The sequence below is a fragment of the Psychrobacillus sp. FSL K6-4046 genome, assembly GCF_038624605.1.
Classification (GTDB): domain Bacteria; phylum Bacillota; class Bacilli; order Bacillales_A; family Planococcaceae; genus Psychrobacillus.
This window is the reverse complement of record NZ_CP152020.1, coordinates 1,486,397-1,502,449: the sequence shown is the minus strand read 5'-3', so window position 1 is coordinate 1,502,449 and position 16,053 is coordinate 1,486,397. Positions and strand designations below refer to the sequence as shown.

Below are 16,053 nucleotides of genomic sequence, written 5' to 3'. Positions count from 1 at the left end.
GCTTATGAATAATTATTTCTTTGAATCCTTTGATAGAAAATTGACCGCATCTCGGGTAGCATCTAAATACTTAACCGTTTCTTCATATTGCAGAGAAGCAACTCCCATAAACAAAATATCCACCACTTGCAGCTGTCCAATTCGAGACGAGGTAGCGCCACTACGAAACGTTGATTCTCTAGTGGCAGACGTATATAGCTTAATGTCTGCAATTTTAGAAACGATGGAGTTACCATATTTCGTAATACTGATAATAGAGATACCTTTTTCCTTAGCAAGCTCTAAAACTCTAGCAACTTCTGATGTCTCTCCAGAAAAGGAAATTGCCACAACCACATCCCCTTTTTCCGCAGTAGCTACGAGTGTCATTGCTAAATGCATATCTGGAAAGGCATAAGAGTTCTTGTTAATGCGTAAAAACTTTTGTTGAGCATCTTGTGCAATGATATTAGAAGCACCTACGCCAACAAAATGGATTGTATTTGCCACTCTAAGCAGGTCAATAGCTTTTTCTAATTCTTCGGTATTTAGCATTTCTGCCGTTTCTCGAATCGTTTTAATACTATTGTTTGTCATCTTATCTATTATCGACATAATCGGTTCGTTCGGTTCAATATCTCTAAAACCATGCTCTGTTGTCTTTTGTAAATCTCCTGCAATTCTGAGCTTCAGATCTTGTAAGCCTTTTAAATCTAATGACTTACAAAGCCTGATGACTGCCGCCCCACTAGTAGAGCTTCTTTTCCCTAATTCAACTGCAGTTAAAGAAATTGCCTCTTGAGGATGATTTAATATATATCTTGCAATTTTCTTCTCAGAGGGTGGCAATGTATTCACCATTTCATTTAGCATAACTAGTCCACCGTTGGCAGATGACATAATTTATCCACTCATTTCTTCCTTGAAATAGCTTTTTAACTATACCTCTCCCTTTTTACTAGGTCACCGGAGGTATTAAGTTAAAAGGCTTGTATTCATAATACATACCGTTAGATTGTATATGGAGTAGTCCGTAACCAATGTTATTCTCCTGCTTCATTACATATTTTTTTGGTGAGGCATTGCCTGTAATAATGTATCTCACTCCGCTAACTTCCCATTGGTCTTGCGTATGTAAATGTCCAAATAAAACTACAATGTCTCTAGAAGGTAATTCACTTTTGTGTTCGGTAAGTATTTCTACTAATTGAACGGAATCTTCATATACCATTTCATGTGCAGTTCCAAAATGGTCCTTAGTAGGTACATGAGTAAGTACTACAATATGCTTTTGCTCATGGGTAGATAATACTTCCTTCAGGTAAGTTAATTGGGTTGAGTCTGAAAGCGTGAGACTTTGCCCTAAAGCACTATTTAAAATGATAAACAGTACTTTCCCATACGTAAAATGATAGGATGGTGAACCCATAAAGCTCTGATATAGCGTTAAGTTCCCTCGAAATGCTTCATGATTCCCAGCAAGCGTTAATATGGGTATATGTTTCTTCATATCCGAAAATAGAGATGTCTTCGCTAACTTAAATTCCTCTTCTGTTCCTTGATCTACAAAGTCACCCATATGTATGATAAACTCAGGTGCTTCCTCCAATAAATGTACTAAAGCAGCTTTTCCATGCTCCAGCGTATGTGTATCTGGAATTATGCCTACTATAAAGTTGTCCTCGTCTATTGGCCCTTTTATAGAGTGAACAACAAAATTTTGCTGATATGGGTCCATTTCATTTCCCGCTCGATCCTTTGTATGAATAGAAAGGTGATGTGGACCATCTATTAAATGACTACTAGATATTGCAAATCCCCAGCCGGTTTCTTCATCATAGAACACTTTTTGCTTTTCATTATTAATAGTAAGAATTATATCGTTCTTTTCAATCCCACTATGTTCATCACAAAGTCGAAAGCCAATTCGCGGTGTAGCTGTATGAATTACAGCGGAATCACTTGGTGTGACATCAGATATAATAGGACATTCATGATCTTCATTTAAATCTATTAAATAATTTTTTTCTAGATGCGGTACCGACCAATTACCAGCCAAATCTTTTACTTGGATGCTAACTTTACAATTTCCCTCTTGAAGCTCTTTTACATGATAAGATATTTTGTTCGCTTGAACAGAAGGAACAACCAATTTATTATTGATTTTCATGATTAAAGAATCGAAATCTACACCTGACATGTCATCGCTCACTACTGCAGAGAAGACAAAGGAATTTCTATATATCTTCTCATTTTGCGGTAATATGTCACTAAAAATTGGTCCCGTTAAGTCTTGATCATCTACATATACAAATGTAATATGATCCAAATAGAACTTTCCATTAATACTGGAGTCTTTTTGATTAACCAAATTTGTTTCAACTGCATATATTTGCTCCAACCTTAATGGAAGCTTCCAGTTTTGCTCCAACTCTACATCTAAGTATTTCCATCCATTCCAGCTTATATTTCCATTAGTTAAGTTAATTATCTTCCGTTCATTATCTCCATCAATTATGGTTGCTCGTAGCCATGGTGTTTTTCCATCACTATGGACCCACACTGCCAGCTTTTTTGGCATCTGCTGTGTCACTAACTTCTTTTTAAACTTGATATACATAGCTCCATTTCCTTTAACCCAACCTCCGTAATTAAAGCTAACCTCTAAGCTATACTTTCCATGCTTGACGTAATCTTTGTTTAAAGATAAATAATAGGAGGAGACAAAGGAATGATTGGTTTCATAGTCACTAAGATTGGCATTATTGAAATCGTCCAAGATTAGCATCTTATGTTCATTCATCCTTTTCCCTCCTCTTATAAATTCCTATCCGCCAATTCAATAGCCTTTCTTACAAAACCGTTTGCCTGTTTAATATAATCTATTGCCTCTTCATAATTCACATTAGCTTTCATCATTACTATCGCAGGTTTTACTTCATTATTTGCAAGTTCTAAAAATTCTTCTGCCTCTTGATATGACTGGTTAGTAATCGTTTGAATAATACCCTTCGCTCGCTCTTTTAGCTTTTCATTGCTAACGGATACATCTACCATTAAGTTTTCATAAACCTTACCTAGCTTAATCATAACCGTTGTTGAGATCATATTTAAAATGAGCTTATGTGCAGTAGCTGCTTTCATCCTTGTAGACCCCGTAATTACCTCTGGTCCAGTCTCTACTTCAATTTTAATAGTAGCATGTTCACTAATGGAGGAATTTTTGTTTGCAGTTAAACTGATCGTTTGTGCACCCACCTCATTAGCGTATTCTAATGCCCCAATTACATATGGCGTTCTTCCACTCGCTGCTATTCCTATCACTACATCATAACTAGACAAAGCTCTTTCTCTTAAATCTTCTTTACCTTTCTCTGGACTATCCTCGGCGCCCTCTACCGCTTTTTCGAAAGCTGAAAGGCCACCTGCCATAACAGCCTGCACTAAATTGGACGGTGTCCCAAAGGTGGGTGGACATTCGACCGCATCTAAAATACCTAGTCTCCCACTTGTTCCCGCTCCAACATAAAATAGTCTTCCACCAGATTTCAATGAGTTGAATACAGCCTCTGCAGCCCTTTCAATATCATCTATTTCATCCTGTACACATTCAGCGACACGTTTATCCTCTTCATTAATCATTGCTAAAATGCTTTTAGTAGACATATGATCAATGTTTATGGAATGGCTATTTCTCTGTTCGGTTGACAGTTTATTCAAATTAGATAAATCATTCATTTTAATCATCCTAGTTATATATGTCGTATATTTTCTTTTCTTTTTGAAAGCCTTCTATTAAAGATAGACAATTCTCTATATATTCTTTTGTCGTTCCATTCCAAATACGTTCCCTCATACTTTTAGATCCAGCCAACAAGTCAAAGAAATACTTCTTCTGCCCATTTTCTATAAATGAGAAATCCTTTGGATACATTTCTGCGATTGTCTCTATAAGCAAGAGACCAGTTTCCCAAGCATTTAATATGCGGCGATCGACAATATGTAGCTGAATTCCGCTGCAAATAACATTCATATGCTTTTGATAAGTTGGTTTAAAAGAAATGGGCCTTGCGATAACGCCTTCTATCTTTTTCTCATTAAATACCTTTGCTAGCCTTTGCCCATCCACATAAGGAGCACCGATCCATTCAAAGGGTCTTGTAGTGCCTCGCCCTTCAGATAAGTTAGTTCCTTCTATTAAACAGGTTCCAGGATATAATACATTCATATCAATATTAGTAGTATTTGGAGAAGGGGGTACCCACAATACAGGAGTGTCATCAAAGTACATGGATCGTAGCCAACCCTCCATTGGAACAACTGTTAAGTCACAATTATATCCAAACTTATATTTAAACAACTGTGCAAGTTCTCCTACAGTCATCCCATGTCTATTTGGAATAGGTAACAAACCAACAAAGGAGCGAACATCCTCTTCCACAAGGTTTCCTTCTATTCGGTCACCAGAAATTGGATTTGGTCGATCCAATACAACAAACTGTTTTCCTTGCTCTCCACAGGCTTCCATTACATATGCCATTGTATAAATGTACGTGAAGTATCTTGAACCAATATCCTGCAGATCAAAAACAATGACATCAACAGATTCTAACATCTCTTTTGTAGGCTTCCTTGAATCACCATATAGACTGTAAACGGGAAGATTTGTGTAAGGGTCTATCGAAGACTGAACTCCTTCTCCTTCTTTAGCATCTCCACGTATCCCATGCTCTGGACCATATAAAGCTGTAAGATTTATGCCAGGATGATCGACAAACAATTCAATAGTCGGTGTGAGCTTTTGGTTTACACCCGTCATATTCGTCACCAAGCCTATACGATTTCCGATAAAAGGTTTATAGCCATCTTCCAAAAACACTTCTACCCCTAGCTTCATTTGTTTCCTCCACTAATCAGACATTTGAGGGCTCATACTTTGTAAACGTTTTAGACGCTCCCCACGTTAGGATAAAGGCGGTTACACTTCCACCAAAGAAAAAGAGTAAAGCGGGAATGGTTATAAAAGTTACATAGTGAACAAATAATAATATTGCAATCAATGCAATTGTTAGTATAGGATGAATGACTCCTATTACAAACGCCCATTTAATATTTTGTAAGGTGCTTATATTGAAATGTACAAAGATTGGGAAAGAGTATAACAATACAATAAGTAAAACTATAAAAAGTGCTATTACCCCATAGCTTGCCACAAAGTAAACCATATTCTCCTGAGCTCTTAAAATTTGCAGCTCAATATATAGTAGATATCCTATACCGGCAAGTATGTATCCGAGTAGATTAGCTTTAAAAAATTCTTGGCGATAAGATTTCCAAAAGGTTTGAAATACGGGAATATCTGTATCTCCAGAAACCCATTTTCTTACTACAGCAAACATACCCGCTGTAGCAGGCATGAGTCCAAAAAAGAACAAGCCTACTAGTGTGAATACAAACCAAAGTATGTTCAAGTATGCTAACCTCATTGCCCACACCGCAAACTGATAGTATCCATTAACAAAACTGTTCATAGTAGACTCTCCCTTCTATGTTTAAATTGAAAAGCGTAGGCGCCTATCCCTGCCCCGACAGGCAAATGAAAAAAGCGAGGAGGCAGCTCTTCAGCCACCGTAACTTTTAACCATTTGACCCAAGGGGCAAGGCGCCGAAGCTAGACACCACGAAAAGCTATTCTTTAATCGAACCGATTAATACGCCTTGGACAAAGAATCGTTGTAAAAACGGGTAAACAATTAGTAATGGTAAAGAGGAAATGATGATGACCGCATATTTAATAAGACCACCTGTCCTCACCTGTTGGATGAGCGATTCCGTTTGTTCCCCAGACCCTTCGCCTAATTGTGCCTGATTTACTACTAATATCTCCCTCAAAATGAGCTGAAGAGGATATTTATCCCGATCAGACAGATAAATTAACGCATTAAAATATTGATTCCATAAGCCAACTGCATGGAACAATGCCATAACCGCTATAATTGGCAATGATAGTGGTAATACAATTTTGATAAACATATAAAAATCAGATGCTCCGTCAATTTTAGCCGCTTCTACTAACTGATCCGGAATACTGCTTTGGAAGAAAGTTCTCGCTACTAAAATAGACCAAGCCCCAACCACTCCAGGTATTACAATAGCCCAAATGGTATCAAGCATTCCTAACGTTTTGATCACTAAATAAGTTGGAATTAAACCACCACTGAACATCATTGTGAATAGAACAAACCATAAGATATACTTACTTCCCATTAACTCTTTTCTAGAAAGTGCATAAGCACATGGCAACAGAACAAATAAATGGAGAAGTGTTCCTACTGCGGTATATAAAATGGTATTGCGATACCCTAGCCAAATAGAGTCATTTTGTAATATTTTTCTATAACCTTCAAATGTAATATCGACTGGCCATAACCACATTTTCCCTGAGCTTACGGCTAAGGGATCACTTATGGAGGCACTAATAACGAAGACAAGCGGATAAACTATTAAAATGACGATGACCGTTAAGAATATTTTGTTTAGCACGTCAAAGCCTTTATCAGACAAACTAACTTTTTTCATTTGAACCCCTCCTTACCATAAGCTGTTATTGCTAGTTTTTCTTGCAACATAATTGAAGGTTATTAGTAAAGCTATGTTAATGATGGAGTCAAATAAACCAATAGCTGCTGCAAAACTATATTGACCTTCTAGTAATCCAGCTTGATATACATAGGTTTGTATGACATCTGAGGTTTCAGAGTTCAAGCTATTTTGTAATAGTAAAACCTTTTCAAATCCTACAGACATAAAGCTACCAATGTTCAATATAAGTAGAACGACAATGGTTGGGAAAATACCCGGTATGTTGATATGTAGAATTCGTTGTAATTTGGATGCACCGTCTACTTCTGCCGCCTCATGTAGTTCTGGATTAATGCCTGCTAATGCGGCTAAGTAAATTATGGAGCTCCAGCCTAATGTTTGCCATACCCCAGACCAAACAAATATATGTCTAAACCAACTAGCCTCATCTAAAAAGCGTATTTTTTCCCCGCCAAAGAGAGTGATGATTTGATTGACTAAACCATTTGCAGGATCTAAGAAAATGACAATCATCCCAACAACTACAACTACGGATATAAAGTGAGGAGCATATGTAAGTGTTTGAGCCCATTTTTTAAAAGCACCATTTTTCAGCTCGTTTAATGAAAGGGCCAAAATAATTGGCAAAGGGAATAATAACAATTGATATAGACTAAGAATGATTGTATTTTTTATTAATCTCCAAAAGTAGTATGAATCAAAAAAGCGCGTAAAATGATCAAATCCAATCCACGGACTTCCCCAAATCCCTTGATTAGCCATAAAGTTTTTAAAGGCTATTTGTACTCCATACATAGGAACATAGTGAAAGATTAAAAAATATAAAAGCGCAGGAAGTAAGAAAACATAGAGCTGCCAGCTTTTTAGGAAATTTCTTTTAATTTTAGCAAAACGACTCACTTTCGGAACAACCCCATGCTTTGCTTTTGTTTCATTAATGTGCATATTTTTACCCCCTTCTCCCCGTTTTTCTAATATTGCAGAGGAAGATACTTCCTCTGCAAATTAGAAAGCAACTCATTTATTAATCTTTGTATCTTTCATACGCCTTTTGTTGAAGCTCCATGAAGTCCTTTAATCCCATTTTTTCAATGGTTCCCACATAAGAGTCCCATTCAGTTAAAGGAGTTTCTCCTGTTATAAATTTCGCTTGCATTTCTTGTACGTATTTATCAATATCTGCTTTTAAAACTGATACTCGATCATTTTCCTCTGCAGTATAGGTAAAGTTAGGCCATACTTCATCTATTAAATATGGTTCAAGCTCTTTCGTAGCCTCTTTATCACCTGGTGCATTCTCTGAACCAGTGAAGTAATCATCTGTAATCATTACTGGATGATTTCCACCTGGATTGATTAAATATTTAGCTAGTTCTTGTGTCATCGTAAGTCCGTCTTTACTATTTGTGATTTTATCTAATAGCTTCGGTCCATCTGCTGTTTGTTCAAAAGTTTCTCCTTCAATTCCCATGAAGAACATCAAAGCTCCCTCATCACTGTAGAAATGATCTAACCATCTTACCGTTTCAGCAGGGTATTTATTTTCACTCGTAATAGCAAAGTTTCCTAAGTCTCTTAATGGAGAGGTAATTCCTGTGTATAATTTTTCCCCACTTGGGCCAGCAAGTGCATTTCCTACCACATAGTCCTTACCGATTTCTTCTCCAAAGAGTTCAACAGGGTTGTAGAATTGAGTAGCTCCATACAACTCCTCAGCTGCAGCAGCCAAATATTTAGGAACGTCAATGGAGTAAATACCTTGATCGATTAAGCCTTCTGAATATAATTTATGCATATACTCTAACATTTCTTTATACTCTGGAGCCGTTGGGAAGAAACGAAGCTCACCAGCAGAATCCGTATCAAGTAAAGTATGAAGAGATCCTTTGTTTTGTACACCGAATGCTCCGGAAATCCAATGTAGTATACGAGTCATAGAAACACTACTTAAAGGAATCTCGTCATTTTTTCCATTTCCATTCAGGTCAGTTTCTTTTACTGCCTTCAAGTAAGCATATAGCTCATCTAAATTCTCAGGATTTTTCATACCTAATTGATCTAACCAATCTTGTTTAATCCAAGGCTTAGCACCTATTAATAGAGACGTGAACTCTGGTGAATAAATAGTAGGGAACGAATAAATATTCCCATCTGGGAAAGTAAGCCCTTTCTTAATTTCAGGATTTGCTTCTAACACTTTACTTAGATTAGGTGCATAATCCTCTATTAAGTCGTTTAATGGAATAAATGTGCCTTGTTGGCCGTATTTCTGTAAATCCCCTACTGGAATAGTTGCCGCATAAAAAACATCAGGCAATGTTCCACTAGCTAAAGCAAGATTTCGTTTTTCTTGTAATCCATCGGCTGGTACCTGCTGCCAGGTAATATCTATATTTGACATTTTTTCATATTCATTAAGTATTAGAACGTCATTCCAATCATCAGCCGTAGTAGCTGACTTACCTGCAAAAATGTCCAACTTAATTGTTTCGTTTACAATGGGCATTCCTGTTTTGTTAAAATTTTTGCTATCTGGTTCTACAGTGCCTTTTGCTTCATCATCCGAACATGCTGCTAAGGCTAATGCGGCTATAAGTGCTAACGAAATTATCTTTTTACCTCTCATTTGTAATACCCCCTAGTTTTTTTAAAATAGTCATTGCTATGAAACAAAACAAACTATTCTTGTAAACACTTCTTCCCTCCCTGCTTATGTATCCCTCACCCCCTAAAATGTTGTCTTTGTTTCAAGTAAAGTTACTGGAAGTTTTCCACTAACCGAGACTTTTCCAAATATCGCTTGAGCTGCGGTTCTTAATGCAAGATAAGTAAATTCATAGGTTGCTAAATATGCCGTTACATCCGGGAAAAACCTTAAATCATACGGATTTCTCATGGCTACTCCAACAACCGGAATACCTAATTTCAAAAGTCTATTAAACAACTCTATCTCATAGCTAGTAGCCGATACAGATAGAGTACCAATAACAATTACATCAAATTCCTTTGCCCTTTGAATGAGTAAATCCATTTCCTTAAGAGTGAATGATGTCGGTAAATCATAAGCCTCTACTTGATTACTAAATTCCTTCATTGCATCACTTAGTGTTGTTTTTATTTCTTTTACATCCTCAACACCATAAATAGTTTGGTTAGGTGGATTAATGACTAATATATTTTGATCCATCTGTAAAGGGAGCAGGCCCTCATTTTTCACGATTGTAACGCTCTCTTGAAATACCTTCTCAGCTATATTTTTGTGTTCTTCACTACCAAGTGAAACAAACTCGGAATGGAAGGGAGTGTTTTCCCATGACAAATATTTTCCCTTCAGTTTATTAATGCGATTAAGGGAAGCCTTTAAGCTCTCTTCTTGTAATACACCCTGAGCTAAGGCTAGCTCTAATTCCTTTATCGTACGTAGCTGAACTTCATGTGTATGTGAGACCATTACTAAGTCTACACCTGCATTAAGGGCCTCAACGGCACCTTTTTCAGTACCAATTGTTTCTGAAATTGCCTTCATTTCCAGACAATCTGTTGTGACCACACCGTCAAATCCAAGTTCCTCTCTCAACAGCCCACTAATTACTTTTTTGGACAAAGTAGCAGGGACATTTTCTCTGTCCTCAATTGCAGGAAAATAAACATGAGCAGACATAATAGTATCTGCCCCTTCGGCAATGCAAGCTTGGAATGGTACAAGCTCTACTTCATCTAACCTTGCTCTTGTATGACCTATCACTGGAAGGGATAAATGGGAATCTACATTTGAATCACCATGACCTGGAAAATGCTTTAATGTAGTGATCACTCCTGCATTTTGCAAGCCCTTCATTGCATTTTTCCCAAATTCAGCTACTAAATGTGGATTTTCTCCGAAGGATCGAACCCCAATAACCGGATTATCCGGGTTATTATTTACATCTAGTACAGGTGCTAAATTCCAATTAACCCCTAACTCTTTTAGCTCTTTTCCAGTGGCAAGGCTTATATCAAAAGCATTTTCTGAGTTTGCCGTAGCTCCAATGGACATTGCTCCAGGAAATGTAGTTGCCCCTTTTCCCAATCTACGTACTACCCCATTCTCTTGATCCAGGCAAATCAGAAGAGGATATTCATAGCCTGCTTTTTGTGCTTCGCGTTGAAGAGAAGAGGTTAAACTTAAGAGCTCCTGAGGTGTACCAACATTATGACTAAACAATATAATTCCACCAATTCGGTGTCGATGGATCAGGTCAATGATACCCTCTGGTGCAATTTTCCCTTTAAATCCTACAACCATTAATTGTCCGACTTGAATAGATGCAACCCGTTGACTCAAATAAACACCTTCTTTATATTAATCAATTAAAAAAACAGTTCTCACAACAACGACTTTTCTATAAAGTCTGAATATTAAATAACATATCATATTTATTTTGAAAATGAAACATAATTTTTGAAATTTATAATTATTTTCGTTTTATTATTTCAATTAATGTTTTTATAAAGATAGATTTCATCCATATAAAAAACCTGAAGCCTAAACGGCTTCAGGTTTCAGACTGTAGACAAACTCCAAAAATTTTGGAGTTTGCCTACAGTCTTTTTTCTTTTAAAATAGAAGTAACGCGAGGAAGAGTTGATTTCCGCTACGAACGGACGCTTTCCGCGGGCACGGCTTCAGCCGCTTCCCTCGCTGCGCTCAGTCCAGGGTCTTCAGCTCGCGCTGTTCCCGCTGGAGTCGCCGTTCTTCGCTCCAATCAACGGGGCCTTCTAAAAAATGAATGAGGTGATGGATATGATGACGAAAAATCAAACCAATGAACGCGAACAATTAGAAATCTTGACTATTGAACAGTTGGTACCACAAGACCACCTTGTTCGTAAGTTAGATGAGGCAATTGATTTTTCCTTTATCTATCCATTGGTTGAAAATCTTTATTCGACAATAGGGAGACCTAGTATCGACCCAGTGGTACTTATCAAGATGACTTTTATCCAATATACCTTTGGTATACGGTCCATGCGCCAAACCATTAAAGAGATTGAAACCAACATGGCATACCGATGGTTTCTAGGCTTTGGTTTCCATACCGAGGTTCCCCATTTCTCAACTTTCGGGAAAAACTATGTCCGTCGTTTTGCAGACACAGATCTATTTGAGCAGATTTTCTACAGAGTATTAAAGGAGGTCGCAGATCGTGGGCTCCTAAGCCCGGATCATGTCTTTATTGATTCGACCCATGTGAAAGCTAGTGCGAATAAGAGAAAGTTTGAGAAGAAGGTTGTTCGTAAAGAGACGCGGGCTTATGAAAAGAGGCTCCAGGAGGAGCTCAACCTCGACCGGGAAAAGCATGGGAAGAAACCATTCCCACCTGAAAAGTTTGAAAAGGAAGAGTACAAGGAGATTAAGGAATCGACAACAGATCCTGAAAGTGGTTACTACGTAAAAGATGAACGGACAAAGCAGTTCGCCTATTCTTTTCATGCTGCAACAGACGAGAAGGGTTTTGTGCTTGCAAACATTGTCACACCTGGAAATGTTCACGACAGCCATATGCTTGAACCACTGGTTCAGAAGGTCATCGACCGGGTGGGACGCCCAGTCGTTGTTGCCGCTGATGCAGCCTACAAGACACCAGCTATTGCGAATTTCCTTTTAGAGAATCATGTCCTTCCTGCACTTCCGTACAAACGACCAATGACAAAAGAAGACTTCTTTAAAAAACACGAGTATGTTTATGACGAACATTATGACTGCTATCTCTGTCCCGAAGGACAGGTTCTTAACTACCGAACAACAACGAAGGAAGGTTATCGCCAGTATGCCTCAACTCCTTCTATTTGTGCCACGTGTCCAGTGATTGACCAATGCACGCAGAGTAAGAATAAACAAAAGATGATTCAACGTCATATCTGGCAAGATTATTTGGATGTAGCTGAGGACTTACGTCATAACTATGAAATGAAAGAAATTTATGGGAAGCGTAAAGAGACGATCGAGCGTGTCTTTGCCGATGCCAAAGAAAAGCATGGTATGCGATGGACAACCTTAAAGGGTCTTAAAAAATTGTCCATGCAGGCGATGCTAACTTTTGCTGCCTTAAATCTTAAGAAGTTGGCCAGCTGGACCTGGAAAATGCCAAAAATGGCGTAAAACAAAAAAATCGAGAGTTGAATTAGCTCTTTTTCCAGAATGTAAACTGTGATAATAGCAAAAGGGTTGGAAATCGTTTCGATTTCCAACCCTTTTGTCTACACTCTGAAACCTGAAGCCTAAACGGCTTCAGGTTTTGAATAGCTTACTTTTTGGTTTTTGTTTCCTCGGCATTCTTGCTTTCCATCCCTGTGTAAGAAATAGATGTTACACCATAAGTGTATCGCTTATTCGGATCCACTTTTTTATCTTGGAAAGTGGCAAAGCCATCTTGATCAAAAACAACTCCTACTATATTTTGGGGATTACTGTAATCCCCTGCTTTATTACCCTCGAAGCGGTAAATCACATATTTCCTAGCATCTTTCCGCTTCTTATTGTCGATTGAAATTTGAACAGAGTTCCCATCATTTTTAGCAGTAACTAGTATAGGTTTTTTAGGTTCTTCTGCTCCGTTCCATGGAGTAGGAGGGGTTAAGGATTTTGTCTGATAAATTTCATTTTCTACTATATCAGCATAGCCAAGCTTATTTGCAAGGATATCCCGGAGAGTAAAATGCATTTGGCCCATCGTCTTTCCATTTATACGGTTGTCCAAAATTTGCTCTGGTAATTCATACGGATTGTCCCACGCTGTATCAAAGTTAGCATTAACTTTGTAATCTGCCATTCCAATGTAAAGATTTATCGGATATCCTTCTGTTTGTCTGCTCCACCACTCTAGAAGCACCGAATAGTTTGCTATAGCCAACTGACGAGACCAGTATACTTGCGGTGTAATATAGTCTATATACCCTGATTGAATCCACTTTCTGCTGTCTGCAAAAAGTGAGTCATAATGAGCAGATCCATTTGTTTCGCTTCCATTCGGATCGTCCTTACTATTTCTCCAAATTCCTGATGGAGAAATACCAAATTGTACCCAAGGCTTAATTTGTTTGATGTTACTATTAATATGTTGAACTAGTTCATTGACGTTATTACGTCTCCAGTCACCGATGTCGTTAAAGTCAGCACCATACTGTGCGTAGGTTGCAGCGTCATCAAAATTAACTCCTGGATAGAAATAATCATCCATGTGAACCGCATCCACGTCATAATTTGTAACTAGTTCTTTTACAGCGTCAATTAAATAATTTTGAACTCCCGGAATTCCTGGATTTAAGTAATATTGAGTCCCATGCTTTACTACCCATTCTGGATGAATAGAAGCTATATTATTTGGTGCTAGTTCCTCTAGTTTTTGATTAGCCATCGTAACTCGGTAAGGATTGATCCAAGCATGTAACTCCATACCATGTTCATGTGCAGTATCTAGCATAATTTGCAACGGGTCGTAACCTGGGTTTGTCCCTTGTTTACTACCTGTAATATAACGTGACCAAGGTGCTAACTCAGATGGATATAATGCATCTGCAGTTGGTTTAACTTGAAAAACAACTGTATTAAAATTTTTTCGTTCTAACTCTTTGATGGTAGAGCGAGCCCATGATGTATAAGCAGCTTCATCCATACCTGGCTTCAAGTCTATATTTGCAACAGTAGAAATCCATGAAGCTCTCATTTCAACCTTAGGAGAGATTGTACTCACCGCACTTCCTGTTTCGATACTTGTAAAGAATAAGGTAAACGTAAGTAACACAGCAATAAAGGCTTTAAAATACCTTTTATTCATTCTTTTCCTCCTCTTTCCAATTCTTATTTTTATACAACTAATAAATGCCCTCCTTTTCCATAAAATTTATATAATACTAAGTTATTAGTGTGATGCTAGAGAAGAAAAATCTATAATACATGTAAGTGTGGTTTCTTATTGGCTCACTTTCTCCACTTTAGTGGCCCGTTGCCACAACAAGATGATTACTTTACAACACTATTTCTCAAAATAACTAAATTTTACAAAATATTAGCAATAATTTGTATATTATTTGAATTGATAAAAAAAGTCAATATAATTCTTTTTAAATAAAATATAGTTTCATTTTTTCCCATTAAAAAAACTCATTAATTACTACTTAAGCTTAAGCAGTAACGAATGAGTTTCTTATATTTATGAAATAAAGATTTATATTCCTTTAAAAGACGCGAGAAATTAACTTAAGGCTTTTCTATCGAATTTTCTATTGTCTCAATAAATTCCAACAAGGAATTTAAATGCACGTTTTCTTCCCCAAACATAATTTTAATAAAATCAATGTACGCCATTGCAACCTCTTCATTTTTGTACCCTTGCCAGTCAAAAGGAAAAAGAGCATAGGCATGGCGGTGTAAAAGCTCCGTCGTAAGCATTTGCTTAGATGGGTCTTTTTGAAGATATTCTTGTACATGCTGATTTATTTCTTCCATTCGATCTACACCTGTTTGAGGAGGAGGAGAAGAAGGATTTACCTGCTGAGTCAAACCAAACTTACTGATTGTGATCGTATCTGTAATTCCAGCACTACCCAATAGTAAAAGTGCTAGTGTTTGAACGGTCGGAGAAACGTCAGGATATTCTACAATTGCCTTAATTTCAGGAATAGCTGAATGGATGTCTCTATAAAAAGCTTGCTGTAGAATTTGCTCCTGTTCAACAAAGCTTAGTTGTTTAAACGTTTTTAACTCAAGTTGCTCCTTCTCAATAGGTATAAGAGCAGTTTCCTCATTATTATCTATAAGCGGTTGCTCATTAGCAAGGCGATTACTTAAATCTTTTAGCTGATTAAAATTGGTCTTTCTTTCATCTGAAAAATTATATTCAGTTAAAATTCGGTTAATTACTTGATTTAACTCGTAATACTCCTTTAAATCTAATAATATAGTCAAGTAAAGCTCTACTATCTGTTCAAAAACCGGAGATTTCTCTTCAAGTAGGCCCTCACATATTTGCTTTGCCTCTTTGGCCCTCCTAGTTTCTAATAAGGTAAGCACATAAACACTTAGAATCACATCATCGAGTACCACATATTTCTTCGCTTCGTCAAAGCAAGCTGCTGCTTTGACATAATTATTAGCCTCCGCATAGGCAAGCCCATCACTTATTAATGTGTCCACCATTCCCGGAAACACAATTACATTTTCATTTGTTTGAAGTTTATGTTTTTTCTTCTTCAATATATTCCGCCGCCTTTTATTTTCACTATGTATATGTATTATTTTATACTAACTCTTACTTATGTACTAACTACAAACTGTAAAAAAGGTAATTCATTTATAATCAGAAGAAATAAAACCAGCCTTGTCATATTTTACTTAATATAAAAATAACTATGTGAGAAATTACGTTATTAAGATAGGGTCATATTATTATATAAGGCTACGTTAAAGAGTAGGGTTGATTTATGATGTAA

At 37.2% G+C, this 16,053-nt stretch carries 12 protein-coding genes; 1 reads left to right on the top strand and 11 read right to left on the bottom strand.

Going from position 1 to position 16,053, the window contains the following annotated elements; all coding sequences use genetic code 11:
- Nucleotides 1-12: 12 nt before the first annotated feature.
- From MKY09_RS07325 to MKY09_RS07285, 9 genes are all read right to left on the bottom strand, one after another.
- Nucleotides 13-879 carry a MurR/RpiR family transcriptional regulator gene (locus tag MKY09_RS07325; RefSeq protein WP_251553447.1) on the bottom strand — a complete coding sequence of 289 codons (867 nt, stop codon included), beginning with the start codon at nt 877-879 and terminating at the stop codon, nt 13-15.
- 58 nt (nt 880-937) lie between these two features.
- Nucleotides 938-2,782, bottom strand: a complete 1,845-nt coding sequence (locus tag MKY09_RS07320; RefSeq protein WP_342567984.1) for a metallophosphoesterase — start codon at nt 2,780-2,782, stop codon at nt 938-940.
- Between the two features lie 14 nt (nt 2,783-2,796).
- The gene (gene murQ / locus MKY09_RS07315) at nt 2,797-3,717 is read right to left on the bottom strand and encodes an N-acetylmuramic acid 6-phosphate etherase (RefSeq protein ID WP_298471575.1); all 921 of its coding nucleotides are present in this window, start codon (nt 3,715-3,717) and stop codon (nt 2,797-2,799) included.
- A gap of 10 nt (nt 3,718-3,727) precedes the next feature.
- Nucleotides 3,728-4,876 carry a DUF1343 domain-containing protein gene (locus tag MKY09_RS07310; protein ID WP_342567983.1) on the bottom strand — a complete coding sequence of 383 codons (1,149 nt, stop codon included), beginning with the start codon at nt 4,874-4,876 and terminating at the stop codon, nt 3,728-3,730.
- Between the two features lie 16 nt (nt 4,877-4,892).
- A complete protein-coding gene (locus MKY09_RS07305) occupies nt 4,893-5,510 on the bottom strand; it encodes a YesL family protein (protein WP_169359856.1) in 618 nt (205 codons plus the stop codon).
- A 157-nt stretch (nt 5,511-5,667) separates the two neighbouring features.
- Nucleotides 5,668-6,558 carry a carbohydrate ABC transporter permease gene (locus MKY09_RS07300; protein WP_298471584.1) on the bottom strand — a complete coding sequence of 297 codons (891 nt, stop codon included), beginning with the start codon at nt 6,556-6,558 and terminating at the stop codon, nt 5,668-5,670.
- Between the two features lie 12 nt (nt 6,559-6,570).
- The gene (locus tag MKY09_RS07295) at nt 6,571-7,527 is read right to left on the bottom strand and encodes an ABC transporter permease subunit (RefSeq protein ID WP_298471586.1); all 957 of its coding nucleotides are present in this window, start codon (nt 7,525-7,527) and stop codon (nt 6,571-6,573) included.
- 79 nt (nt 7,528-7,606) lie between these two features.
- Nucleotides 7,607-9,208 carry an extracellular solute-binding protein gene (locus MKY09_RS07290; protein WP_169359853.1) on the bottom strand — a complete coding sequence of 534 codons (1,602 nt, stop codon included), beginning with the start codon at nt 9,206-9,208 and terminating at the stop codon, nt 7,607-7,609.
- 102 nt (nt 9,209-9,310) lie between these two features.
- Nucleotides 9,311-10,906, bottom strand: coding sequence for a glycoside hydrolase family 3 N-terminal domain-containing protein (locus tag MKY09_RS07285; protein WP_342567982.1), 1,596 nt, complete (start codon nt 10,904-10,906; stop codon nt 9,311-9,313).
- A 459-nt stretch (nt 10,907-11,365) separates the two neighbouring features.
- On the opposite strand from MKY09_RS07285, the gene MKY09_RS07280 reads away from it, so the two are divergent.
- Nucleotides 11,366-12,724: an IS1182 family transposase gene (locus MKY09_RS07280; protein WP_342568221.1), complete on the top strand. Its 1,359-nt coding sequence runs from the start codon at nt 11,366-11,368 to the stop codon at nt 12,722-12,724.
- A 145-nt stretch (nt 12,725-12,869) separates the two neighbouring features.
- Here the strand turns inward: MKY09_RS07280 and MKY09_RS07275 are convergent, their stop codons facing one another.
- The gene (locus MKY09_RS07275; protein WP_342567981.1) at nt 12,870-14,399 is read right to left on the bottom strand and encodes a family 10 glycosylhydrolase; all 1,530 of its coding nucleotides are present in this window, start codon (nt 14,397-14,399) and stop codon (nt 12,870-12,872) included.
- Between the two features lie 422 nt (nt 14,400-14,821).
- Nucleotides 14,822-15,817, bottom strand: coding sequence for a DUF3196 family protein (locus MKY09_RS07270; protein ID WP_342567980.1), 996 nt, complete (start codon nt 15,815-15,817; stop codon nt 14,822-14,824).
- Between the last annotated feature and the right edge of the window lie 236 nt (nt 15,818-16,053).